The sequence below is a fragment of the Nocardia altamirensis NBRC 108246 genome, assembly GCF_001612685.1.
Lineage (GTDB): Bacteria > Actinomycetota > Actinomycetes > Mycobacteriales > Mycobacteriaceae > Nocardia > Nocardia altamirensis.
In genome coordinates this window covers 30,747-57,487 of sequence record NZ_BDAY01000017.1, presented here as the reverse complement: position 1 = coordinate 57,487, position 26,741 = coordinate 30,747, and the positions used below count along the sequence as shown (strand labels likewise).

General features: G+C 68.5%; 2 protein-coding genes (1 of these 2 only partly in view). Both read left to right on the top strand.

Annotated features, from left to right (window positions below):
- Nucleotides 1–25,611, top strand: the 3' portion of a protein-coding gene (locus NA11_RS11865) for an IQM protein middle domain-containing protein (protein ID WP_069161901.1). It extends 4,524 nt beyond the left edge of the window; the window shows 25,611 of its 30,135 coding nt (coding positions 4,525–30,135); the start codon falls outside the window, past its left edge; it ends in the stop codon at nt 25,609–25,611.
- The gene (locus NA11_RS11860; protein ID WP_069161900.1) at nt 25,605–26,741 is read left to right on the top strand and encodes a hypothetical protein; all 1,137 of its coding nucleotides are present in this window, start codon (nt 25,605–25,607) and stop codon (nt 26,739–26,741) included. The genes NA11_RS11865 and NA11_RS11860 overlap by 7 nt, the downstream gene beginning before the upstream one ends.

The following is a 26,741-nucleotide window of genomic DNA, read 5'->3' as shown; positions in this document are numbered from 1 at the left end:
TCGCTCACCCAGACCGTCGGGCAGACGGGGCTGCTGTTCGATCACGTGCCTGCCGGGATGTACCCCGAGGTGCTGACGCCGAAGCATATGCCCTTCGCCCCAACGGATTTCGCGGGCTCAGGCAATCACCCCGGCATCTATCACGACAACATCGGCGTCTACCCGTTCCACTACTACATCATCGTGCACCGCATCATCGGTCAGGCGGTGCGGCATCCGTGGACGATCGAGTTCATCCAGAACCGCCCGTGGATCGGCAAGAGCGTGCTTGCAGCCACCAAGTGGCTGCCGGTGCACGCCAAGTTCGAGCCGGTGACGCCGCGGCTGAGCCCTGAGTTCATCCGCGATCACCCGCGCCTCACCTCGGCCCTGGTCAAGATCAGCGAGTGGGTTCCGAACCTGCGCAAGCGCGAGTGGATTCACGCGCTCGCGCCGCCGCTGCGCAATACCCGCACCTATCCCTGGCATGAACCGGCGCAGCGGTGGCCGGAACCGTTGCAGCGGGAACAGACGCCGGGTACGTCGCGCGAGCTGCCGGTCTCCTCGACCATTCCCGAGTTCCGTGATGTGCCGCCGCGCGCGGTGGAAAGCGTCGAGATCCCGCCCTCGCTGGCCGAACGCTGGCGCAGCGAGGAGACCGGGTACGCGACCCGGCAGGACTGGGTGAACTCGGAATACCGCCGGTACGAACAAGATCGGGTGCACAACAGCGACGCGCTGATCGAAAAGATCGCGGACAACGCCATCCGCGATCCGCAGCGTTACTCCGGCGGCGACCCGAAGGACTGGGTCCAGGGCAAGGACAAGGGGTGGGTGCGTGACGCCGACGGCGGCCTGATTCCCAAGCACGAAGACGGCGCCACCTGGCTGCGCGACCCGGACGGCGTGCTGCGCCCGCGCGCGGAGATCGTCGCGAATCTGCAGCAGGTGCGCGACCACCTGATGCGCGACGGTCACGTGGATCGGATCGCCGACGTCCCCGAGATGTGGAACCGGCTGATCGACGGAAATCCGCTGCGCCAGGACCGGATCGGCGTCGAGGCCGCGCTGGCCGAGAGCAACCTCATGGCCAGGAATCCGAGTCTCAGCTGGGAGCAGGCGCACGCGCAGGTCAAGGACCGCTACAACTGGGACGCCAACCGGCCGCACCAGACCGGCGAGCGTGCCGAGCGTGGGCTGCTCGGTACGCTCACCGGCCGCCGCGAGCTCACCCGTCCGGTGCTGTTCGAGCCGGAGCCGGTGGTGCAGCGGCCTGAGCAGACCAGGCGTTTCGGGCAGGAGCTCAACCACGGCCTGCAATATCTCGGGCGGACCCGCAGCCACGTGCGGGAGATCCTGCACGGCTGGCCGGAGGCGCGGATCGCCGAGGCCGAGCGCGAGGTCACCAAGCTGGTCAGGCAGGCGACCCGCGACTATCGCGGCGATCACGATCTGAGCCTCGGCAAGGTCGAGGTGACCGGAAAGGTGACCGGCGAGCACGGCAATCAGCAGCTGCAGGTCGAGGTCAGGAGGCACGGCGGGCACCGGCCGTCCGGGGTGCGGCGCTTCCTCTTGGAGCAGTTCGAAAACAACTGCGTGCCACGGTCGATGGGCGAGGTCGTCGACCGTCAGGGCCCGGTCGTCGATCCACCGGCCACCAACCCGAAGAATGCCGCAGGCACCACCTGGGGCGAGGCACAGCCGCGATTGAACGGCGCGCGTCCGGACGGGTACGTCACCGACGCGAACAGCACGGCGCACGGCAAGATTCTCGACGGACTGGCGGCTCGCGGGCTGGACCAGAACGGTCGCGGTGCGACAGCCTGGGTGCTCGATCAGCGAACGACCGTGGACGGCAAGGGGATCGGCGCGCATTCCTATGCCGTCACCTACGAGGGACGCAATTCTGTTGGGGCCCATGTCTTCACGGTCGACGGCAAGCAGGCCACCTACGTTGGGCACGACCAGCAGGGGCGTGAGCTGCTCGTCGATGAGCGTGGCCTTCGTCAGTCGCTGTCCCGGTTGACCGGTGGTTCGCGTCAGGAGACCGCGCAGACCTGGGCAGTTGTATGGCACGACGGCGCGGAGGTACACCTGCCGGACGGCAATCCGCATGCGCTGCAACCGAAGTCGGCGCTGCGGATCGGCCAGGACTCGGCCGGGGAGCTCCGACGTGACCCGATGCGTGAGGCGGAACGCGCCTTCGAAAAGGGCGAAATCCGCAGGGACAGTGACCCGCCGGGATCGCGGCGGGAGACCGAGCGCGAATACGCGCGGACCCTCGCCGACGAGCTCGGCCTCGGTGATGCACTGCCCAACCGCCGTGATCCGATGCACGAGTTGAGCAATGTCGGGCGTAAGGCGCTGGCGCGCGGCTTCCTCGAGCCGCCCGCGCAAGGTGCCGAGCCACGTCAGATGCGCCTCGATGATCATCGAGCGCTCGGCGCCGGGGAATACCATCCCGTCGACCGGATGGGCGCCGCAAGCCCCGAGACCATCGGAAATGGTCCCAACGCAAGAGCATCCGCGGGCGGCAGGCTGGATCCGATGCCGCGGCCCGAGTCGATGACGGCCGCCAGGGACGAGCTGGTCCGCAGGCTGGATCTGCGGCCCGAGGATGTCGCGCCGGATCGGCTGGCCGAGACCATCGCCGACCAGCGCTATCGGACGCTGCTGCGGGCAGGCGCGGTCGAGGCGCTGGACAACGCGGTGCGCAGGTTGCCGAACGCGTCGGAGGTCGATCTGGCCAATCGCATTGCCGCGGAACGTGATACCTGGGCGCGCCTGCTCGGTGTCCCGGAGGCGGAACTGCGGCCGAGCCGGTATGCCGACACCCTCGCGCGGTTGCGCGCCGAGACACTCGATCGGGCCGCCGCGATCACCCATCTCGCCGACACGGCCCAGGTCGCGCACCAGAACAGCGGCACACCGCGCGCGCAGGACGCGCCGGTGCGCGTCGACCTCGACGTGCACGGCAAGAAGCTGCCGCTGCGGCTGGTGCCCGACGGCGAGGGCCGCTGGCGGGTGGAACCCGCCGATCGGGTCGCGCCGCCGCGCGTCGCCGAATCCGAGCCGGTCAAGCCGACCTCGAAGCTGCGTGACCTGTGGGATCGACTGAGCGGCCGTGGCCACGAGACGATTCCGCAGCATCCGCTCGGCTCGGGCCAGAACGCCGACCTGTACGGACAGATCGGCGGCGGCGTCGAGGCAGGCTTGCAGCTGCCCACCGTGGACACCACCTGGGACCCGGCGTTCTTCACCCTGCAGGTGCTGAAGTTCAAGCCGAGCAACATCGACCGGTTCGTCCACATGGTGATGGGCACCGTCAGCGACAAGGTGCACAACCCGCCGCCCGCATTGGATCGCACCGGACGGGAGTACGCGTACTGGCGCGATTTCGATCCGGAAGAGCGGCGCAAGTTCGACGCCGAGATGAAGCGACTCGGCCTGGACACCCGGTTCGACCCGCCTGCGGAGAAGCGCCCGGTGGTCAGCTCGACGCAGGCGCCGGGCGAGCGGCTCGGCGCCGAGCGTGACGTGACGGCGCCGGTCGAGGGCGCGCAGCCGCATCAGCCGGAACCCGGCGTGCGCGCCGAGCTGGCGCGGGACGGCCAGCAGCTCTGGGACGCGGGACGGCAACGGCAGCAAGAGGGCGAGGCGCTCTATCAGGCGGCCCGCGAAATCGGCGTCGAGCTGACCAACCTCAACCCCGAGACGGTGCAGCAGGCGCTGGCCGAGGCCCGCTACCGTGCACTGCGCCACGTGGGCATGGTCGAGGCGATGCGGGAGTCGGCGCTGCGATTCCATCAGGAGAACACGCACGTCTCCTACATCGAGGAGCGCAGCAACACCAACCCGAGCCCGATGGAGCGCTTCGCCAAGGAGATCGCCCAGCAGCAGGGCAGGGACTACGAGCGGCTCGACACCGAGCGGCGTGTCAACAACAACTCCGCGGGCACGCGGCGCTGGTGGGACCTGAACTTCAACAGGGACCCCAACCTTGTCCGGATGTTCGAGAACGTGGTGCGCCGCGATCAGGTTCGGCTGGAGATGTCGGACTGGGCGCAGATCTTCGGCCTGGGGCGAGCCGATATGCATCCGTCGAACCTGGACCGGACCGTGCTCGGCCTGCACGCCGAGGAGCGCGCGTTTACCAACGCGATCAACGAATTCGAGGCGCAGGCGCGCCAATATCGGGGTGCCGCAGAGCATTTCGAGGGCCTGGCGAACGGGATGGCGCGCACCGCCGGCGCGGAATGGATTCGCGCGCAAGGCGGTGAGCCGCTGGATCGAAACAGTCCGAACACCGTCGCCAGGGTGGGTGGCCCGCCGGAACGGCTGCTGATCGTCGACAACGGCACGAAACACGATCGACTGCTCGCCGACGCGCTCGCCGATCCGGCCAATGCCGGCCTCGCCGAACGGGTTACCCGCGGCGATGTCCAGGTCGAGTACCACAACGTGTGGGCCGACCGCGAGGGCCGGGTGCACACCTTCGAGCTGGAAAAGCCGGACGTGCGGCACTTCTCGGGCTCGGTGGCGGGTCGTTCGCTCGACGTCACCGCGGTCGGCAACGGCGACGGCACCTGGCGGGTGGTGCACGATCCGGCGGAGCCGATAGCGCCTGCCGCGGTGGCGCCGCCGCGCAGCGCGGCACGATTGGCCGAGGTGGTCGATCGTTTGGGGCTCACCCCGGCCGACCTGGCGCCGGGCAGGCTGGAGCGGACACTGTCCCAGCTGCGGGCCGAGAACGGCTTGCGCGCCTTGCGGATCGAGGCGATCGCCGACCAGATCAGCACCAGGCAGGACATCGTGCGGTTCCAGGAACTGCAGGACCTGCTGCACAAGCTGAAGGCCGACCCTGCCGCGCTGCGGACCGACCCGGTCAGGACGCTCGACGAATTGCGCCCGAAGATCGAGGAATTGAAGGCGGCGGAGCCGAAGTCGGCTGCCAAGATCGAGGGCCTGGTCAAGGATCTGCGCGAGCGGCCGGGGTTCGCCGACTGGGATCCGCGCAACACCGATGGCGATATGGCGGTATACCGCGCGGACGCGCCAGGCCATATCGAGGCGGTGATCGGTGATCGTGAGCGGTTCCGTGCCGATATGCGCGACCGTGCCACCGATCCGGCGGAAGTCGCAGTGCCCGAAAGTGATTGGCTCCGGCTGGCCGGGGTCGAGCTGTCCGGCAAGACGCCGGAGGAGTTGGCCAAGCTCTACGGTGACGTGCAGGCGGGCAAGCTGCACGAGCTCGGTGTGCAGACGCGCGAGCAGCTGGCCGAGGTGCTCGGCGAGCTACGAACCGAGGTACGCGACGACGCCGTCGCGATCCGCGATCTCGTCGATCTGGTCACCTTCAACAACTGTGTGCCCGAGTCGCTGCATCGGGTGAACGACCTGCAGGGCAGCCAGGTGGTGACGGTGCCCGAGGTCCGTCCAGGCCACCTGTCCGGGCGGACCTGGGCCGAGACCCAGCCGCATCTCAACGGCGCGCGCGTCGAGGGATTCGTTTCCGACGCAGCGTCTTCCGGGCACGGCCGGTTGGCCGAGGGGCTGATCGAGCGCGGACTGAACGAGAACGGCCGCGGCGCGACGGCCTGGGTGCTCGATCGGCGGGCCACCGTCGACGCGCACGGCGTCGGCGGGCATTCCTACACCGTGCACTATCTCGGCCCGAACGCGGGCGGCGTGCATCGCTTCCTGGTCGAGGGCCGCGAGGTGCTCTATCGCGGCGTCGATGCGCAAGGGCGGGAATCGTTCCTGACCGCCGATGGCACGGTGCGCTCGCTCGCCGAACTGGCGGGCGGTTCACGGCAGGAGACGGTGCAGACCTGGGCGACGGTGTGGCACGAAGGCCAGAACGTGCACGTCGAGGGCGGGGATCCGCATGCGCCGCTGCCGGACGCGAACCTGCGGGTCGGCCAGAATTCGGCCGCGGGACCGGTCGGCGATCCGCTGCGCGAGGTGGTCAAGCACTTCGAGGAGATCGCGTCGCATTCCGACAGCAGTCCGCCGATCCCGATGCGCGACACCGAGCGCGGTTATGTGCGCGACCTTTCCGCCGCGCTCGGTCTCGGTGATGCGCTGCGGGTCACCCGCGCGCCGCTGCACGAGTTGTCGGATGTCGCGCGAATGGCCTTGGCGCGTGGCTTCCTGGAGACACCCGCGACGGGCGAGCCGAACCGGATGCGCTTCCCGGCCGACTATCGGCCGTTGGCGACCGGCGAACGGTACCCCGGCGAGCGGTTGACCGCGGCCGACGGCGAGCGCATCGGAACCAACCCCGGCGCACGGGGTTCCGGCGCGGCACACCCCGAACCTCGACCCGAGTCGATGGCCTCGGCCCGCGATGAACTCGCGCGCCGCCTCGGGGTTCGGCCCGAGGAATTGGCCGCGGACCGCCTGGCCGAAACCATCGCCGACCAGCGGCACCGGACGGTGCTGCGGGCAGGCGCGGTCGAGGCGCTGCAGACCGCGGTACGTCGCCTGCCGCACGCCTCGGATCTCGAACTGACGCAGCAGATCACCGATATGCGCGATACCTGGGCCCGACTGCTCGACGTGCCGCAGGATCACCTGCATCCGAGCCGGATCGACGACACCATCGGGCGACTGCGGGCCGAAACCCTCGATCGGGCAAGGGCGATCGCAGAACTCGCCGATGTCGCGCAGGTTGCCGAGGCACAACCGGGCGCGACAGCGAAGCCTGGCGATCATGGCGTGCGCGTCGACCTGCGGGTCGGCGACGAGCTGGTTCCGGTCCGACTGATGCCCGACGGCCATGGCGGCTGGCGCATCGAACCCGTCACGCGGTTGGACGCGCCACGGGTGCCTGAGCCAGGCGAGCCACCCGCGACCAGATCCAAGCTCGGCCAGGTGTGGGATCGGGTGAGAGGCCGTGGCCACGAACAGATTCCGCAGCATCCGCTCGGTTCGGGGCAGAACGCCGAGCTCTACGGTCAGCTCGGCCACGGTGCCGAGGCCGGGCTGCATCTGCCGTTGGTCGACACGACCTGGGATCCGGCGTTCTTCACCTTGCAGGTGCTGAAGTTCAAGCCGAGCAACTTCGAGAAGTTCTTCGACATGATCATGGGCCGGGCGGGCAAGAATTCCTACAACCTGCCGCCCGTGCGGGATCCGTCCGGTCAGGAGTACCTGTACTGGCGTGATGTCGATCCGGCACAGCTGAGCAAGTTCGACGCGGAGATGAAGCGGCTCGGTCTGGACGGTCGCTTCGACCCGCCCGGCGAGCAGCGGGCTCCCGAGGTCGGCGCGCCGATGGGCGAGCGCACGGGCACCGAGCGCGATGTCGCCCCAGGTGCGGGGGCACGGACCCACGAGCCGGACGCCGGGGTGCGGGCCGACCTGGCCAGGGACGGGCAGCAGCTCTTGGACACCGGCGTGCGCCGCGAGCAGGCGGGCGACGCGCTGTACGACGCGGCCCGCATGGTCGGTGTGGAGCTGACCGATCTCAACCCCGAAACGGTGCAGCAGGCGCTCGCCGAGGCTCGCTACCGCGCGCTGCGCCACGTCGGCTCGGTCGAGGCGCTGCGCGAGGCGGCCATGCTGTACCACCAGGAAGACGCGCATCTCGGGTATCTCAACGAGCACAGCGGGACCAACCCGAACCCGATGGAGCGCTTCGCCAAGGAGGTCGCGCGTCAGGAGGGCCGTGACTACGAGCGGCTCGACACCGAGCGCAGGGTCAACAACAATTCCGCGGGGACCCGCCGCTGGTGGGATCTGAAGTTCAATCCGGATCCCAAGGTGGTCCAGGCCTTCGAGACCCAGTTGCGCCGCGACCAGATCCGGCAGCAATTCGCCGACTGGGCCGGGGTTTTCGGCGTCGACCGGGCCGAGCTGCGTCCGGAGACCATGGAAAGGACGCTGGCGAACCTGCACGCGGAGGAACGTGCCTTCTCTACGGCGGTCGACGCGTTCGAGCAGCGGGCGAACGAATACCGTCCGATCGACGAGCAATTCCGCACGCTGGCCGATTCGATGGCGCGTAAGGCAGGCGCGCAGTGGATTCGGTCGGAGGGCGGCGTCCCCGTCGATCCCAACACGGCGGCGCAGGTCGGTCGAGTGGCCGGAACGCCGGAACGACTGCTGATCGTCGACAACGGGACCAAACACGATCGGCTGCTCGCCGACGTGCTCGCCGATCCGGCCAATGCCCAGCTCGCCGCGGCGATCACCCGTGGCGACGTGCGGGTCGAGTACCACATGGTCGCGGCCGACCGGACCGGCCAGGTCCACGTGCGCACCCTGGAATTGCCTGAGGTGCGGCACTTCTCGGGCGACGTGAACGGTCGGCACCTGAACGCGACGATGGTTCGCGAGGGCGATGGTCCATGGCGGGTCGTGCACGATCCGGTGGAATCGCCGACCGCGAGCGCGGGTATGGCCTCGACGCAGCGTGACCTCGCCCGGCTGTACGACGCGGTGACCAGGCTCGGCCTCGAACGGACCGACTTGGCGTCACATCGGTTGGCGGAGACGCTGTCTCGGCTCCGTGCGGAGAACGGCATGCGGGCACTGCAGCTCGAGGCGATGGCCGATCAGGTGCACACGCGCATGGAGATCGAGCGCTTCCACGACCTGCAAGACCTGATGCACAAGCTGAAGCTCGATCCGGATGCGTTGCGCACCAACCCCGATGCCACGCTGGATGGCCTGCGTCAGCAGATCGCGGCGCTGAAGGAGGCCAGCCCGAAGACCGCCGCCAAGATCGACGCGATGGTCGCGGCGCTGCGGGCCAAGCCCGAGCTGGCGACCTGGGATCCGCGCATCGTGCACGGCGATATGCCGGTGCATCGGGCCGATGCCCCCGAGCACCTGGCGAAGGTGCTCGGCGATGTCGAACGGTTCCGCGCCGATCTACTCAGCCGCGCCCCCTCCTTGCCGGAAGTGCCTGCACCGCTGCGCGATTGGCTGCGACTGTCCGGGGTCGACCTGTCCACGATGACGCCGGAGCAGATCGCCAAGGTCTACACCGACTTCACCGCGGGCAAGCTGCCCGAGATGGGTTTGAGCAAGCCAGCCGAGCTGGCCCAGGCCGTCGCCGAGCTGCGCGCCGAGGTGCTGCGCACCGCCGAGGCCATCGCCGAGATCGACGCCTATCTGATACCGAACAACTGCGTGCCGGAGTCGCTCGGCCGCGTGGTCGACCAGCAGGGCAATGTGGTGTCGGTGCCGCAGGTTCGGCTGGACAATCTGGCGGGCCTGACCTGGGCGGAGACCCAGCCGCACCTGGGGGGTGCGCGAGTCGAGGGATTCGTTTCCGACCCGAGCGCGTCTGGTCACGCGCGTCTGGCGGAGGGGCTGATCCAGGTCGGCGTCGAGCCACACGGTCGCGGCCCGACCGCCTGGGTGCTCGATCGCCGCATCACCGTGGATGGCGACGGTATCGGGGCACACAGCTACTCCCTGCAGTACCTGGGCAAGAACGCCGAGGGCGGCCATCGGTTCCTCGTCGACACCAGGGAGGTGACCTACCTCGGTCGCGATCCGCAGGGCCGGGAGTTGTTCCGCACCAACGACGGTCGTGAGCTGTCGCTGGCCGAACTGTCCGGCGGCACGCGCGACGAGACCGCCCAGACCTGGGCCGTCGTCTGGAAGGACGGCCAGGTCGTCGAGGGCGTCGGCGACCGCAACATTCGCCCGCCGGACGATCAGCTGCGCATCGGCTCGTCGGACGACGCTCCGCGCCAACAGCATTCGGATCCGGCCAACCCGCCGCGGGCCCCCGACCAGGTCGAGCGCCCGGTGCGCCGTTCGGAGTTGGTCGTTCCCGCAGGCGAATCGGGTCCGCGCACGGAGGGTGACCGGCTCGGCGCAGGTGGCCGGGCCTGGGACTGGGTGCGGGAACGGCTGGACACCTGGCCTGCCGACAAGGTGGAGACCGCGGGGCTCGAGGTGGCCGATCGGGTGGCCACGGCGTTGGAGCGGCCTGCTGGCGAGGTCAGGGTCACCCTGGAGGAGACCGGCACTCCGGGTGATCGGACATTGCGCGGGACCGTCGGCGAGCAGGTGTTCGAGCTGACCGAGGCGAACAAGCCGCCCGCGTGGCTGCGTGCCGCGATCGAGCCGATTCGACATGTGCCCGTGCACGTCGCGGACGAGGTGGCGATCGCGATCGGCTCGCGCCGGATCCCGCAGTTGGCCAAGGCACTCGCCGACCTCAATCCGCACGGCCTGCGTCCCGAGGTCGCGGCGGACCATATCGACCAGGGGCTGCGCCACGCGGGCCGCATCAATCACGGGCGACTACATGGGTTGCAGGTCAACCTGGAAGGCTCTGTCGTCCAGGTGCGGTTCGGCGAGGAGACCGCCGAACTCACCGTCTATCCGTTCTGGGATCAGGACTTCCGCACCGGTATGCGCGGACTGGAACTGACCGGGCGCAACGATCGCACCGTGCCGCTGCACGACTTCGGTGAGACGGTCGTCGCCGACCTGCGCGAGCGTCGCGAGAACGCGACCGCGGGGCAGCAGGGCGAGCGGGCAGCGGAAGACGGAGTGCGGGAAGGGCATTCGGAGCCTGCTGGTCGAGGCAGCGCCGCGGACGAGGGACGCTCCGCGACCGTGCCGATCATCGAGGGCGAGTCGAGGGCGGGGGCCGAATCGCGGCAAGCGGTGCGGGATCTGATGCGCGACTGGGCCAACGAGGGCCAGGTCGACGACGCGGTCTTGCTGACCTCGGAATTGGTCGGGAACGTGCCACGGCACGCCCGCACCGACGGGTTGTTCGAAGCGACCGTGACCGGCCAGGCGCCGAACCGGACGTTGCGGGTCGAGATCTCCGACCACAGTCCGCAGGTGCCGAGGGAACGTGCCGCAGGCGTGGAGGCAGAGTCGGGGCGCGGCACCACGTTCCGGAATCAGCTCGCCGACGAGTCCGGTGTCGTCGTGCACGAGTCCGGCGAGTTCCGCAAGACGGTCTGGTTCACGATCGAGGAGAAACCACCGGCGACCGGCACCAGGCGCGAGGAGCGCCCGGAACCCGACCCTGCAGATTTCCTGACCGACGACATACTCGCGATGCTGTCGCCGGAAGATCGGGCCGCCATGCAGGAGGCGACCGCCGAACCCGTGCCGCGGGTCACGGAACCTCCTGCGCGAGAAACGATTCCGCCGGAACCCGAATATCGGCGTCCGTCGGGTACCGCGCCGAACGACCTGGCGGCCATCGGCCGCAGGGAGTCGCCGGTGGACCTTTCGTCGATGCCGACGCTGCGCGAGCTGCTCGATGTGCCGAATATCGAGGCCGACCCGGTGGGGCACAACGCTCGCTTGACGGAGCAGCTCAAGGGGTGGATGGGCAAGAAGTTCGATCCGTTCCACCTCGAGGTCGAGCGCGCCGAGTACTACTTCAATTCCGGCGAGTCGCCGAACGCGCTGCGCATGTACTGCGCCGTGCGCGACGAGTACGGCCGAGTCGGCGACGTCAACTTCGGGTTGGGGCGTGATCCGCACGGTCGCATGTTGATGTTCCTCGACCGGATCCAACTCATAGAAGGCGCTCGCGGGCAAGGATTCCTGCGCGAGCTGCTCACCCCGCTGGTCGGCTACCTCGAGCGTTCCGGCGTGCACCGAGTCGAGCTGCTGACCGGTCTGGAAGACGGCGCGTTGATGTGGCCGCGCATGGACTTCGATTGGCACCCGGCACCGGATCGGCTACGGACCTCGCTCAAAAACCTGTTCGAGCGGATGGACACGGTCCACAAGGATCCTGCGACGACGCCCGCCGACCGGCAGCGGCTCGACGAGTTGCGCAAGGAATTCAACGAACCGTATTCGGCCTACCCGACGCCGTACAAGGTCCTCTCGCTGCGCGGCGACAATACCGAGCTCGGCGTGCGACTCATGGAACGAAACTCGCTGCAGCTCACCTACGTTCTCGGCGGCGAGCCCAGCACCAGGGAAGTCGGTGGCCGTGCCGAGCCCGCGCGCGAGGGCGAGACTGTGTCGGGTCGTGCGGAGTCGCGACAGGATCCCGCGGCGTCACCTCGCGACGCGGAGGGGGTGACCCGGAGCCCCGTTGTCGATGGCCGGATCGACGTGACTGTTGCCACCGGTGCGCCTGCCGATATCGCGGTGGCGACCGGACACGTGCGGGACATGTTGGCGGGGGCCGGGGTCGGCCGGACGGCGCCCGCGGTGTCGGAGATCGTCGGGAACGCACTGCGTTCCGAGGCGGGCGGCCGGGTGATTGCCGATCAGACCAGCAGCGGGCGGGTGCGGGTCACGGTGCTCGGCGGCGACGGTCTGCACACCACGGTCGAGGTGAGCGGGGCAGGCCGGGCTCGGGGGATACATCTGGAACTGCCGGTGCGGCAGGGGGATCCGCAGGCGGCCGCGCGCGCAGCGGAGCAGGTGCGCGCGTTGATGCACGGCTGGGAGGACCAGGCGCGGGTGCAGGTCGACGATGCGGCACTGCTGGCTTCGGAGCTCGTCACCAATGTGCGCGAGCACACCGGCGGCGACGGATCGCTGGTCGCCGAGGTGACCGGGCCGGTCGGGTCGCGACTGCTCAGCGTCGAAGTGACCGACCGCAGCCGGCAACTGCCGGTCGAGGGCGACGGCAAGCGGGGCCTGGCGTTGCTGCGCGAACGGGCGCATCGGTCCGGCTGGCATCACATCGACGACGGCGAGGCGCGTCCCACGTCGGCCGATGACGTCACCGAAGCCAAATCGGTCTACTTCGAAATGGATGAGAACTCGGGCAGGCCCGCCGACGACGCGGTGATGACGCGGGCCGGCGCGCACGAGCCTCCGGTGGAGGTGGCGGCGAAGCCGGAGCCGGCGGCCGAATCCCAGCCGCATAGTCGGGACCGCGCCGAGTCCGGCTCCCGCGTCGGTGGTCATCCCGCGCCGGACGAAGTGCGCCAGCCCGGCAAGCGGCCGATGGATTTGTCGTGGGAGAGCTCGAACTTCGCCTTCGAAGGCGATCTCACGACCGCGGCACGCGAACACATCGCGCAGGCGGGTGGCCGGGCGGTCAACTCGCGGATCGGACTGGTCGAGGGCGAACGGCCACGGGTGATCGTCATCGAGTGGGAGGGCATCGGGCACGACTCGGCCCTCAGCGAGGCGGTGGATCGGGTTCCCGAGCTCCGTGCCGTACTGGTGCAGCCGGGCGCGCGGATCGACTACGTTTCGGCCCGTGTCGATGCGCAGGATCAGGTGCGGCTCACCACGATCGACGCGCCAGACCTCTGGCACGCGACGGTGGAATCCGGGCCATGGCGTGGCGCCGAGGTCACCTATTGGTCCGACTTCGACGGATATTGGCGCGCGGTGCCGCGGGATCTCCCGCCCGAGCTGATCCCGCCCGCTCGCTCCGGACACGACGTGCCCGCGAACCACGGCCTGCGCGACGACTATCGGGGCGAGGCCGATCCGAGCAAGCCGTTCCTGGAGCGGGTGCTCTACATGAGCGAGGCGGAGCGGGAAGCGCATCGGCTGGTAGTCGGTCCCGATGGCAGGCTCTACCGCGCTCGAGATGGCAAGCTCTTCGACTCGTCCGAATTCCCCGGCGCGGAGGGCCATTCGAGCCGGGTTATGTTCGTGATGGACGACAGCGGGAATGTCTACGCGGAGACCGAGTCCACAGGTCGGCGCCTGCACCATTCGTCGTTCCTCGCCGGCGACCGGGTAGCGGCCGCCGGCTCGCTGGAAGCGGTGGCGGGCAAGCTGATCGCGATGGACGACGGCAGCGGCCACTATTGGCCGAGTGCGGAGTCCAATGACCGTGCGCTGCAGCGACTCTTCGACGAGGGGCTGATCCCGGCCGAGGACTTCCAGCGGTACGACCACCATCGGATGGCCAGGGAGCAGACGGAATTCGACGCTGGTCCCGCCAGCATGCCGCAGGAACGCGACGCCGAGATCGCCGCCTACTTCGACAGGTTGTTCGAGGACCGTCCTGCCACGACGGAGCCCACCGTGCGCGAGCGCGAGGCGCCTGCCGCCGAGCCGGTCCGTAGCGAGCACGAAACCGCCTGGGATCCTGCGGATTACCGCACCGCGCAGGAGGTCGCCGATGCGGTGTCCGCGAAGCACCGCATCGAGATGGTCGGCTTCGATTCTCGGGTCGAGGTTTCGACCGCAGTGGAATTCGCCAGGACGATCGATGAAATGCTGGCGCTACGCACGGATTACAAGCCGGATCGGATCAGGCTCGGACGGCTCGACGAGGGTGTGTACGCCGAGACGGTAGCGGTCATTCACGGCGGCAGGGTGCGGACCGCCGAGATCGTCTTCAACATCGAGCTGGCCACCAAACCGCGCGAGCTGGCCCGCATGTGGCAAGCGGACGTGGCCGCAGGGCACATGGTCGGTCCGCCGGGCAGGCCGGTATACGGCGTGCTGGTGCACGAATTCGGGCACGCGCTAGTGAATACCGGCCGACTGACCGCCACCCATGAGGCCGAAGCCGCACTGCGCCAACACTTCTTGGCGAATCGGGGCAAGACCACCGAGGCGGAGTACCAGGCCTGGCTGCACACCCAGTTCACCGAGTACTGCTTCGACAAGAAGGGTGTTTTCAATCCCAAGGAGGCGGTGCCCGAGGCGTTCGCCGCGGGAGTGCACAAGGGGGAGAACCTCACCGCGGGCGAGCGGGTGCTGCGCGATCTGGCGGTGCGGCACGCCGACGCCGAGCGTGCGGTGCAGCGGTCGTTGTTCCCCTTCTCGCCGGATGAGGGCGACTTGCGTGGCTCTGCGAGATCCGGCGAGGAACCGGGCGACGGTGGCTTCCGCGACGAAATGCCCTGGAGTGCATGGGATCACGACACCACGTTCGAGCTGGTCGATGAGCTGTACTACCAGCACAACATCGACGGGTTCTTCTTCGAGAGGGGGCATCTCGAGAACGTCCGCGAGCTCACCCAGGCGATCCATGATCTGACGCGTGAGCACCCGTATGTGCCGCTGCGCCAAGTCGATATCACCAAGCTCGACACCGATGCCAAGGCGGTGCTCGGGTTCAACGACAACCCGGCGAAGTCACGGACCAGTCCCGTGTGGACCGAGAAGATCTCACTGAGCGAGCGACTGGCCAGTGACCCGAACCTGCCGCCTGGCACGGTCTACAACGCCGTCGTTCGCGAATACGCCGCTGCCCTCGCGCAGGCGGGCCGCTGGCGCGCCGAGGTGGCCGCCGAGGTGGCGCTGTACCGGCATTTCCAAGACAACGGCGGCGTGCCGAGGGATTTCCTGGCCTGGGTGCGCGAGCAGTTCGACCCACGCTGCTACGACGACCGAGGCCGCATGGTGTCGCCGCTGGCGCTCCAGGAAGCGTTCGTTGCGGTCAAGAGTGACACGGTCACCTCGGTGGGGCAGCGGATTCTGCACGATGTGCTGGTCGAGCAGGCCGAGAAGTGGCGTGGCGGTGACCCTTACGTCATCGAGGTCGGCGAGAACCGGGAGTGGGCGCAGGACAAGCGCGAGATCGTGACCGCGATCCAGGAGCGGTACGGGATCGAGCTGGTCGGCCTCGATATCCCGGCCGTCGACGCGCAGACCGCGCGGCAGCTGGAATCGGCGATCCGGGACGTGCTCGAACGGCATCCCAATATCGATGTGCGGCAGATCCGGATCGCTCCGCTGGCGGAGGGGCGCTTCGCCGACACCCGGCCGGTATTCGACGCGCACGGACGATCGCTACGGGTTCGGGAGATCGTGCTGAACGAGCGGTACCTGATCCAGCCGGAGCTGTTCGAGCAGCACATGGCCGAGGATGTGAAGTCGCGGCTCATCGTCGGCGACTGGGAACGTCCCGCGTACAGCACCCTGGTGCACGAGCTGATGCACGGACTGCACGTCAGCACCGGGTTCGACAGATCAGCCGAGGGGCAGCAGGCGGCGCGTAACGAGGTGCTGGATCTGCTGGCCCAGAAGTTCTTCGAGAAATTCCCCGGCCTGCACGACACCGGCGAGTTCCAGCTGTGGCTGCGTCAGGAGTTGCCCGACAACAGCTTCTACCGCGATGGTGACCATCTCCGGTTGACCGAGGCCTACGCCGACGCGGGCACGGCTGCGATCGTCGGTGGCGAAGAGCGGCTGACCCCGGCGCAGCGGGTCCTCTACGACCACCTGCGATCGCTGACCCGGCTCGACGGCGAACCGAGAAGCGAAGCGGGCGAACGGTTCCGGGACGATCCTGAGCAGCGGCCGGGGGAGGGCGACCCGCTGCCGCTGGCCCGGCGCTCGGCAGGCGAGACAGACCGTACGCTCCAGTCCGGCAGCGACCGGTCGTCGACTCGGCTCGGTGAGCTGCCGCACGACTCTGCCGTGCCGCCGTCGAGTCCCCGAATGTCGGCCAATGAGCAGCTGATTCGCACCGCGATGTCCGGGACGGATCCCAAGGTGTTCGATGCGATTCACGAATTGCCACGCAGGCAGCGGGAACTGGCCGAGGCGCTGCTGTTCGAGGACAAGACCATCGCGCAGTACGCCGAGGAGAACGGGCGCTCGCAGGCGCATCTGCGCGGTCAGCGTATAGCGGCGTTCCAGCACGTGGTCGACTTGCTGACCGGGACGCGCGAGTTCACCGGGCGATCGAATCCGAACACACTGATCGCCGAACTCGAAAATGCTTATCGCGCCGAGGATCCCAGGTTGAACGCCGCGCTGCCCCGGCTCACCGCCGAGGAGCGCAAGTTCTTCACCTGGCATTTCGAGGAGAACCTGTCGACCGCCGACATCGTGGCACATACCGGCAAGGACGAGCGGGCCGTGTGGTTGCTGCGCGGCAGGACGGTGCACCATCTGACCGACCTACTCGCGGTCGCGGGCGAGCCGGGCGGCCATATCGCCGGTGTCGTGCCGGACCGGGTCGTCGAGGCCGCGCTGCGTAACGACCGGCCCGCACTGGAACGCGCGATCGGCAGGCTGGACGGTGCGTTCCGCGACTATGCCACGATGCGCTACCTGGACGGGAAGTCACCCGAAGAGATTGCGCAACAGACCAACCGCACCGCGCAGACGGTCGAAAGCCTCGGCTACCGCACTGCCCGCCGACTGGCCGAGCTGCTCCCCGGAGTGGCCGAACCCGGCGGTCGGCTAAGCACCGACACCAGCTCGTTCACCACGTCGCAGCGACGCGAACTGCTCGATATCGCGGTGGGGCAGAACGAGCCCCGCCTCCGCAGTGCCATCGACCAGCTCGGCCAAGGACAGCGTCGGGCCGTGGAACTGATTGCGCTGGAGCGGTATTCGATCCCCGAGGCGGCGGCCGAGATGAGCAGGGCCGAGGGGAAGGCCCGGTCCGCCCATGCGGTGGGCGAACTGTATCGCAACGGCTTGAAGAAGATCGCCGACGTGGCCTTCCCGGAAACCGTCCGCGCCGCGCAGGCCGGCGACCCGCGCGCGACCGGTTTGCTGCGCGCACTGCACGAGAACGCGATCCGCGAGCGGATCGCCACCGCGGTGCCCGATCGCGCGGTCGTCGACGAGCTCACCGCCAAGACCTTCGATCGCGCCGCCGAGAACCTGCACTCGATCGGCGAAAACAAGTTCAACGAATGGCTGCACACGGTTGCCGATGGCGTTGTGGCCGAACATGGTCGGGGCAACGGCGCCCGACCTGAGCCCGACATCGCCGGGCGGCCTCGCGTCGATCGGGAAGCGGTGGCAGGTGCCAGGCCTGAGCCTGTCGAGCGAGAGCTGACCGAACAGCAGGCCACCGAGCGGGACGGCGCCAAGCAGGAAGTCGCCGAACGCGCTCGGCTCGACAAGGAAGCCGCTGTTCGAAAGGCCGCGGAGCGGGAAGCCGCGTTGCGTGCCGGACTCGAGCGGGACGCCGATCTGCGTGCGCGCGAGCAGAATATGGCTGCCGAGCGTGCCAAAGCCGAATGGGAAGCCGCAGGGCGTCCACCGCTGAAGGAATCGGCCGAGGCCGCGCCCGTCGAACCCGCTCGGATCGAGCGGTCCGCGGTCGGGGACCCACGCGTCCAGCGGTTCCTGGATTCGCTTCGCGACGGCGTGCTCGCCGTCGCGGGTGTGCCGGAGAAGAGCCCGCTCGGGCGGGCGATGGCCGAGGCGACTCCAGCCGATGTGCAGCGGGCACTCGCGGTGCAGCCCAAGGACCGCGGTCGGCTGATTCTGTTGCGCCACTGGCTTGGTAAGTCTGTCGAGGAAACCGCTGCGGCGCTGCGCATCACGGACACCGCGGTGCGTGGCATCGAGCGGACGGCATTGCGCAGCATCGGCCAGTTCATGGCGGTCGAACATCCTCAGGCCGAGCGTTCCGGACCTGGATCACCGCAGCGGAAGGCGCCGGCGTTCGCACCTGCGCCGCCGCGCCCCGAAGCCGGTGGCAGTGCAACCAAACCTGCCGGGGAGGAAACACCCGCACCCCGCACCGACGGTACGCATACCGGAACCGGTGCGACGCCGATCCCGCCGGAGGCGAAGCCCGTGTCACCGCCGGAGTCGGGCCCGCTGTCGAAGGCGTGGTCGCACGGTGCCGAGCCGTCGGCCAGGGAGGGTGACGGCGGCGCGACGGCGTTCGAGCGACCGGACGGGATATTCGCGCGGGCGCATGTCACCGGAGACGGGCCGAAAAACTGTGTGCCGGAGGCATTGTCGTTCACACGGGAGATCACCGGCAACGACAACATCCGGCCGATGGCCGAGACCGCGGAGCTCAAGGCGCGCGGGGTGGACGGGACGGAGCTCGTGAACGCGGCGAGCGCCGACTGGCATCCTGATGGCTTCGAGTCGTTGGACGCGATGGCGACCCATGTCAAGGACACCGGTGACACCGTGCTCGGTGCGATCGAATTCCGCGGTGTGACCGGCGAAGTCGGCGCGCACGCGATAGTCATGTTCCGCACGGGTGTCGACGTGATGGTGCACGAGCGGATCGGTGACGTGGTATACGAGTACGCGTATCCGTGGGGTGTGCGCCCCGCGGATGTGGCCGGGGTGTACGGCATCGTGTTCCGCCCCGACGGGCAGGCCGAACATCCGCTGCACGGCAGGGAATCCGCCGCAGTGCCTGGCACGGATCGCCCGGAGACCAGGATCGGTGCGCGACCCGGCCACGGCGACCCGCCTGGCAATGGTCCGCCACGCGACGAACAGCGTTGGGATGCAAGCGAGTTCGGCAGTAGCAAGGAAGTCGCCAAGGAACTCACCCGGATGCACGGGGTCGAGACGCGCGGTTTCGATGGCACCAGGCCCGAGGCGGCGCGCGAGTTCGCCACGACAGTGCACGAGTTGATGTCGGCGCATCCCGAGGTGGCGTTGCGTGAGGTGACCCTCATGTCCGGCGGCAAGGACGCCGAAGCGGTGTACAGCTACCGCGATCTCGTCGGTGGTGCGGTATTCGCCGACGAACTGATCGTCAGCAGGCGCCTCGCTCTCGACGCCGCGCTGCCGCCAGGGCGGATGCGCGAGGAAGCCACTCGCGCCTTCGGCGATGCGCTGGTGCTCACCGGCCGGTGGCGCGCCGAGGGTCTCGCGTTGCCCGAACTGCGTCAGCACTATGCGGACACCAACGCCGGATTCCACGAGCCGGGCTACCGGCAATGGCTGCGTGCACAATTCGACGCCGCGTCGTTCACCAAGGCAGGTGAGCTCGATCCGCGCACCGCGCTCGTCGAATCGTTCGTCACCGCCGAGACCGACCCGGCGCGGCTCACCCCCGGCAAGCAGGTCCTCCGTGATGTGCTGCTCGAACAAGCCGAGAAGTGGGCAGACGGCGATCCGTACGTCGTCGGGCAGGACATCGGCGCAGAGCACGTCCTGGAACGGATCGAGATCGCGAACGGCCTGCGCGACGAATTCGGCATCGACGTCCGCGGTTTCGAGCTGCCCGGCGTCGATCTGGACAGCGCCAGGCAGGTGGCGGCGGCCGTGCGCGAGGTGCATGCGCGGTATCCCGACGCGGAGGTCCGCACCATTCGGGTCGCCGTGCTCGGGGAGGAGCACACCTTCGCGCAGTCGGTGCCCGAGTTCCGCCGTGGCGTCTCGCAGTACGTGCACGAGATCGTGCTGAACGAGCGGTTCATGACCAATCCCGAACTGCTGCGCCAGCATCTGGCGGAAAAGGTGGAGTCGGGTTTTGCCGCCGCACAACCCGATCGGCCCGCCTACAGCGTCGCGGTGCACGAGATGATGCACGCGGTACACGCCAGCACCGGATACCGAGAGTCCCCCGCGGGCATACGAGTGGCAACCGACGCCCTCACCCGGGCATTGCTGAACACTTACGGCGAGTCACACCGAGGACCGATCGACAAGGCCCGGTTCAACGAGTGGCTACTGTCCGAGCTCAACGAGTACAGCTTCGATACCAACGGCGATCTCTATCTGCCTGAGGCGTACGCCGATGCGGCGACGGCCGTGCACCTCGCACCGGAGCGGGCGACGGCGGCTCAGCGTGCGGTTGCCGCGCACCTGAACCAGCTCACCCGATCGGGTTTCGACACCAGACACGGTCGCGGCGACGGCCTGACGCAGCGGTCCGAGATCCGTGGACCTGACCACGACGGCGTGGCGAATCGAGCGGCGGAGGAAGCGCCTGCTGCCGGTGCGGATCGCGCGGTGCCTGATGGCTCCGCGGAAGCGCGGGCCGTTCAGACGATGCTGGAGAACGCGGGCTTCGACATCGGTGGGTTCGACGTTCCTGGTGTGATCGGTGAGCGCGTCGTCGAGCTCGGGCAGGCGGTGCTCTTGATGCAGTCGGAGTACCCGAAACTGGATCTGCACGGTGTCAAGCTCGAGAAGCTGAGCTGGGACGAGGCCGCGGGGGCGGTGCCCGGCTACTCGGAGGATCTGCAGCCGGGGACGGTGTACGCCAAATGGCTCGTCCTGAACGAGCGGTTGCTCACCGACCCGAGCCTGCCGGACGGCGCCGTCAACGACGCGGTGGTGGTCGGGTACGGCGATGCGATGGTCATCGGTGGCCGCTGGCGGGCCGAGGTCGAGGCAATGGGCGCGTTGCGCGAGCATTTCGAGGCCGTCCATCGGCGAGCGAACGAGACCGCGTTCGAACGCTGGTTGGACAGGGAGTTCCCGGACTGCCGCGATCCACGTGGCGCTTTCGAACCGCCGGATGCGCTGGTGCAGGCGTTCAAGGCGGTCGTCGACGATCCGTTCTCGGCGACACCGGCGCAGCAGGTACTGCATCGGATGCTCGTCGAGCAGGCCGAGATCTGGTACGACAGGCCGCCGCACGATCCGGACCTGCCGGTCATCGAGGATCAGGCAGCGATCGCTGAGCGGACGGCGATCGGTGACGCACTGCGCGACGAATTCGGCATCGACCATTACGGTTTCGACATCCCCGGTGTCGATCGCGAGATGGTGCGGGAGTTCGCCGCCGCTGTTCGGGACGTGTGGCGCGAGCATCCCGACATCGATATCGAGGCCATCAGAATCGGCCCACTGTCCGAGGGCACCCTGGCGGAAACCAGCACGGGCTTCGACAACGGCAAGCCCTTCACGATCTCGGTCACACTGAACGAGCGGTACGCGGTCAACCCGGAACTCTTCCGCAACCACGTCACCGCGGAGATCGCGGATCGCTACCTGGTCGGCCTGCCCGATCGACCGATGTACAGCGTCGCGGTGCACGAGATGTACCACACGGTGCACAACATCTTCGCGAAGGCGACCGACCTGACGCCGGAGGGCGTGCGGGCGATAAACGCCGGAGCCATGCGGGAATTGATCGAGGCGTACGGCGCGGGCAAGTCGACCATCGACAGCGATCGCTTCTACCAGTGGCTGCACGACGGGCTCAGCGGCTACAGCTTCGAGCCGCTTCGGGAGCTCCAGCCGGGCGAGGTGCGTCCGCAGCCGGTGCGTCGGGTGCTCGAGCTGGGCGAGGCATACGCCGAAGCCGGGGCTGCGGTGCACCTCCTCGGCGATCGGGCCACCGAACCGCAGCGGGTGCTGCACGATCGGCTCGTCCGGCTGGCCCGCGAAGCCGTCGAGGACGGCGGCACTACCGGCTCGCCGGACTCGGGGCAGGTGCAGTCGGTGAAACGGCAGGTGTCCCTCGGTGGCGATCGTGGTGAACCCGAGCAACCGGCAGGCGCGCAGGACTTCCCGGCAGGGGCGCAGGGCGAGCGTGCCGGATCGGACTGGGATGCAGCACGATTCGCGACGGCGGCCGAGGTCGGCGACGCATTGCGCGAGAACCACGGGCTGGAACTGCTCGGGTTCGACGTGGCCGACCAGCCGATCGGTCCGGCGCGGGAATTCGCGCAGGCGGTGCACGACGTCCTCACCGCGCACCCGCAGATAGATCTGCGCGCCGCCCACATCCTCGAGGTGGACAAGGACGTGCAGACGCTGATCGGCGTGGACGGCGCCGAGCACGGCGCGCCGATCTTCACCGAGTCGATCGTGCTCAGTTCGGAGCTGGGCCGGGACGCGGTGCTGCCCGAGGGGCAGGTGTATCACCGCGTGCTGAATGAGCTCGGCGAGGCGATGATTCACGCGAGCCGGTGGCGGGCCGAGGCTCATGCGTTGCCCGCCTTGCGTGCTCACTTCGCGGAAAACGTTGCGCCGCACAGCAAGACAACTTTCACCGAGTGGCTGACCGCCGAGTTCGGTCCGGACCGGATCAGTGCGTCCGGCGCGCTCGACGTCAACGGGGCACTGCGCGACTCCTTCGCCGCTGTCGAAGGCACGCGGGCCACCGCCACTGTGGGACATCAAGTGCTGCACGAGGTTCTGCTCGAGCAGGCGGACCGCTGGCACCACCGCGGCCTCGACGCCGCACCGCAACCGATCGGCGCGGAGGGTGCGCACCTGGCGGAACGGCGTGCACTGCAAGACGAGCTCGCTGAGCTCGGCATGACGGGCTTCGGGTTCGACACCCCCGGCGTGCCCGTCGAGGTGGTGCGCGATTTCGTGGCCACCGTGCGCGAGATGCGGGAACGGTATCCCGAGATCGACCCGGACCGGCTCGCCATCACGCCGCTGATGGACGAGCGGCTCGGCGACACCTCGGGACGGGGTGGGCCGCACGACCCGGTCACCATCACCCTGCACGAGCGCTACGCGATCAACCCTGAGCTGCACCGGCAGATACTCGCCGCGGCGATCGACACGAACTTCGTGCGCGGTTCGGCCGACGACCCGGTGCGCAGCACCATCGTGCACGAGGCCTTCCACGTGCTGCACCACGCAACGGACTACCCGGCCAACAGGTCCGCCGTCCACGAGTACAACCGGAGCGTGCTGCTCGAATTGATGGAAAAGCACGCGGAACTGCACCCCGACTTCGAGGTCGGCTTCAAGGAGTGGCTGCGGTCCGAGCTGTCCGGCTACGGCCTGCACGCGGACGGGATGCCGAACCCGCGCGAGGCGATCCCCGAGGCGGGCGCGGCCGTGGTGCACGGCGGCCGGGTGACCGACGCCGAGCGCGTCCTGTACGACCGGCTGATGCGTGATGTGCAGGAGGAGGCCGACCGCAGGCGTCATGTGCAGCCCGAAGATCCTGAGCCGCGCTCGCGCGCCGGAGTGCCAGAGGAGCGGATGGCCGATTCCGGTGCCGACCCCGCCCGAAGGGCCGAATCCACTTGGGATGCAGGGCAATACCGAACCGGCGAGGAACTGGCCGCCGCGCTTCATGAGAACCACGGAGTCAGGGTCGTCGGGTTCGATGGCGAAGGCGTGAATCTCGCCAGGGTGCGTGAATTCGCCCAGGCAGTGCACGATCAGCTCACTGCGCACCCGGACATCGACCTGCGAAGCCTGTTCGTCGTCGACACCAAGCGAGACATGCAGACGGTGATCGGACTGGACGGCGTCGAGGCGGGCGGGCCGGTCTACACCAAGTCGATCGTCATGAGCGAGCGCTTCGCCGGTGACAGCGCACCACCCGCCGGGCGGGTCTACCACGCGGCATTGCGTGAGCTCGGCAACGCGATGGTGCATGCCGGGCGCTGGCGGGCCGAGGCCTACGCACTGCCTGCGTTGCGCGAGTACTACGTGGAAAACGTAGGGCCGATGGACAAGTCGGCGTTCGACCGTTGGTTGACGACCCAGTTCAGGCCGGAGAGCTTCGACCAGGCGGACACCTTCGCGGCACGGCGCGCGCTGCGCGAGTCCTTCGCCGCGGTCGAAGGTCACCGCGCCGGCGTCACACCGGGCGAGCGCGTGCTGCACGAGGTGCTGGTCGAGCAGGCCGGCCGGTGGAATCGCCGAGGCTTGGACAATCTGCCTGCACCGATCGGGACGGAGGCCGCGCACGTCGCGGAGCGGCTCACGCTCGGCACCGGGCTGCAGGATCGGGCCGTCTACACCTTCGGGTTCGACCTCCCCGGCGTTCCGCTGGCCGGGGTGCGCGAATTCGAGGCCGCGATCCGGGACATGCTCGAGAAGTACCCCGATACCCGGCTCACCATGATCGGGATCCAGCCGATCGAAGAGAACGCGGCGGCGGTGACCGAGCGGCTCGTCGACCCGGAGTCCGGGGCGATGATATCGATCATCATTCTGAACGAGCGCTACGCGATCAATCCGGAGATGCATCGTCAGGCCTACGAGGGCTCGATCAGCCGGGATTTCCTGGCAGGCCTGCCCGATCAGCCGATGCGCACCACGATCGTGCACGAGTTCTTCCACGCCGTGCACGATGTCGCCGGTTTCACGGGCGATCCGCACGCCGTCTTCTTCGAGCGGGTCGGTGTCTTGACCGAGCTGAAGAAGTTGCACGAGCTGTTCGAGCCGAACGCCGACACCGCTGCCTTCGAGCATTGGCTGCAGACCGAAGCCGGTCTCACCAAGTACAGCTTCGACAAGGACGGTCAGCTCAACATCCCCGAGATGTATGCCGAAGCGGGCACCGCCGTAGAGCTGCGGCCGGACCGCGTCTCTCCGGCGCAGCGCTTGATCTACGAACGCCTCATGCGCCAGGTGCAGGAGGAATCCAGCCACGGGCGCGCTGTTGACGAGGGCGCCCCTGGTGCAGAACACCATGCTGATGTCGGCGCTCCGCCGGAGCAGGCCGCGCCGATGCCGACGCCGTCCGAACGAGTTGTCGCACGGGTGGAAGAGTTGCTCGGTACGCGCGCTACCTGGGGTACTTTTTCCGAACCGGTTCGCGCCTTCCAGGACTGGGTACAAAATCCGACGGAGGGACCGTTGCCGCCGATCCGGCCGGACACGGTCATGAACTGCTGGGAGATACTGCTGCACGCCGGGGTCGACTCGGGAGTCTTGACGCATGAACAGCTGCACGTGATGTACCAATACGAGGTCACTGACAAGGGAGTTCCCACCGCGCAGTGGTACACCGACTTGGCCGACATGTTGACGCCGAACGGGCGGCAGAGTTTCGTCGTCGGCGATCCGAACTCGCCACAGCCGCAGCGCGGCGACCTCGTCTTCTGGGGCGGGACCACGCACGTCGGGATGGCAACCGGACGATCGGCGCCGGACGGCTCACCCGAGGTGTGCACCTTCTGGCCACCGCCGGGCGAGTTCGCCCCGTACCTCACCGAGCCGGACGGCAGACGCACCTGGGCCAGGCAAGATGTTGTCAAGTTGTCGAGTATCAAGGAACTTTACGATTACATGATGAACCCGCCGCTCGCGGTCCAGAACTACCGGGACGAAGACGGCCGGATCATTGTCGAATTCGGGCCTGGCCCATGGTGATCGGCACCGTCACCGGGCAGGTGCTCGACTTCCTCTCTTGGGATGAGGCAGGCGAGGCGTTCGCCCTCGCCGTTCCGGATACCTCCCCGGACCACCAGTGGCCGCCAACGACGGTCCGGGCACCGACCGAACTCCGCGCGCTTGCGGATGGATCGCTCCAGCTGTTGTCACCCACCGTTTTCGGCGCACGGTTGACGCGGTTGGGGCACGCACGTCTTCGCGCCGATGTGGATTCCCCGCATGTGGTGCTCGACGCGGTCCTGGCTCCGGACGGGTTCGCGATCACGCTGGAGTACCTCGATGCCGAGCGGTACGTGGTGCGCGGGGTCGACTCGGCGGGCACCGAGACCTGGGTCATCCGTGGCGGCGCGGATAGTCACCTGGCGGAGGTATCCGAGCGGTCGAGGCTGCTGGCCGATGCGGGCGGTCGCGTCTTCTTGAGCAATGTCGGTTCGCTGTGGCGAGTCGACGAGGGGACCGCGGAACTGGTCGACCGCTGGCAGGGCATGGCGGCCGTGTGGTGCCCGGACGGGACATTCGGCTACGCGCGCTACGACCCCGAACGCCGTGCTCTCGATTGGGTGACAACGAATCCGGACACCGGGCGCTCCGGCACCGTCGTTGCGGATCGGGGCGCACAGGAGGTGCTGTCCGCCGTGATCGGCGTCGACCGGGCCGGGCGCGTGTACGGCGGTTTCGGCAGGCCGCTCGGCAGGATGTCCGCCTCGGGGGAGCTGGACTGGCTCGTCGACATCGACGGCGTCACGGTGTCGGAGGCGCACGGTGTGACGATCCAGTCGATGGGCAACGACGGCCGGGCCATACGGCTCGACACCGTGACGATCGCCCCGCTCGACGATCGCCGCGCCCGACTGATCGGGCGCACCGACACCGGCTATGTCCTGCATCAACCAGTCAGTGGCACGGTCGGCACGCTGGTGTACCTCGATGCGGACGGCCGAGTCGTGAATTCTGAACCGGCGCCGGAGAATTGGCCGTTGACATACTGCTTCCGCCAGCGGGCGTCCGTGTCGTCGGTGACCGCAGCGGGCAGTGTGGTGATCGCCGCGCATTCCCCGGCCGGGGTGCACCTGCTCGGACTGGCCCCGGAACCAACACCGAGTCGATGA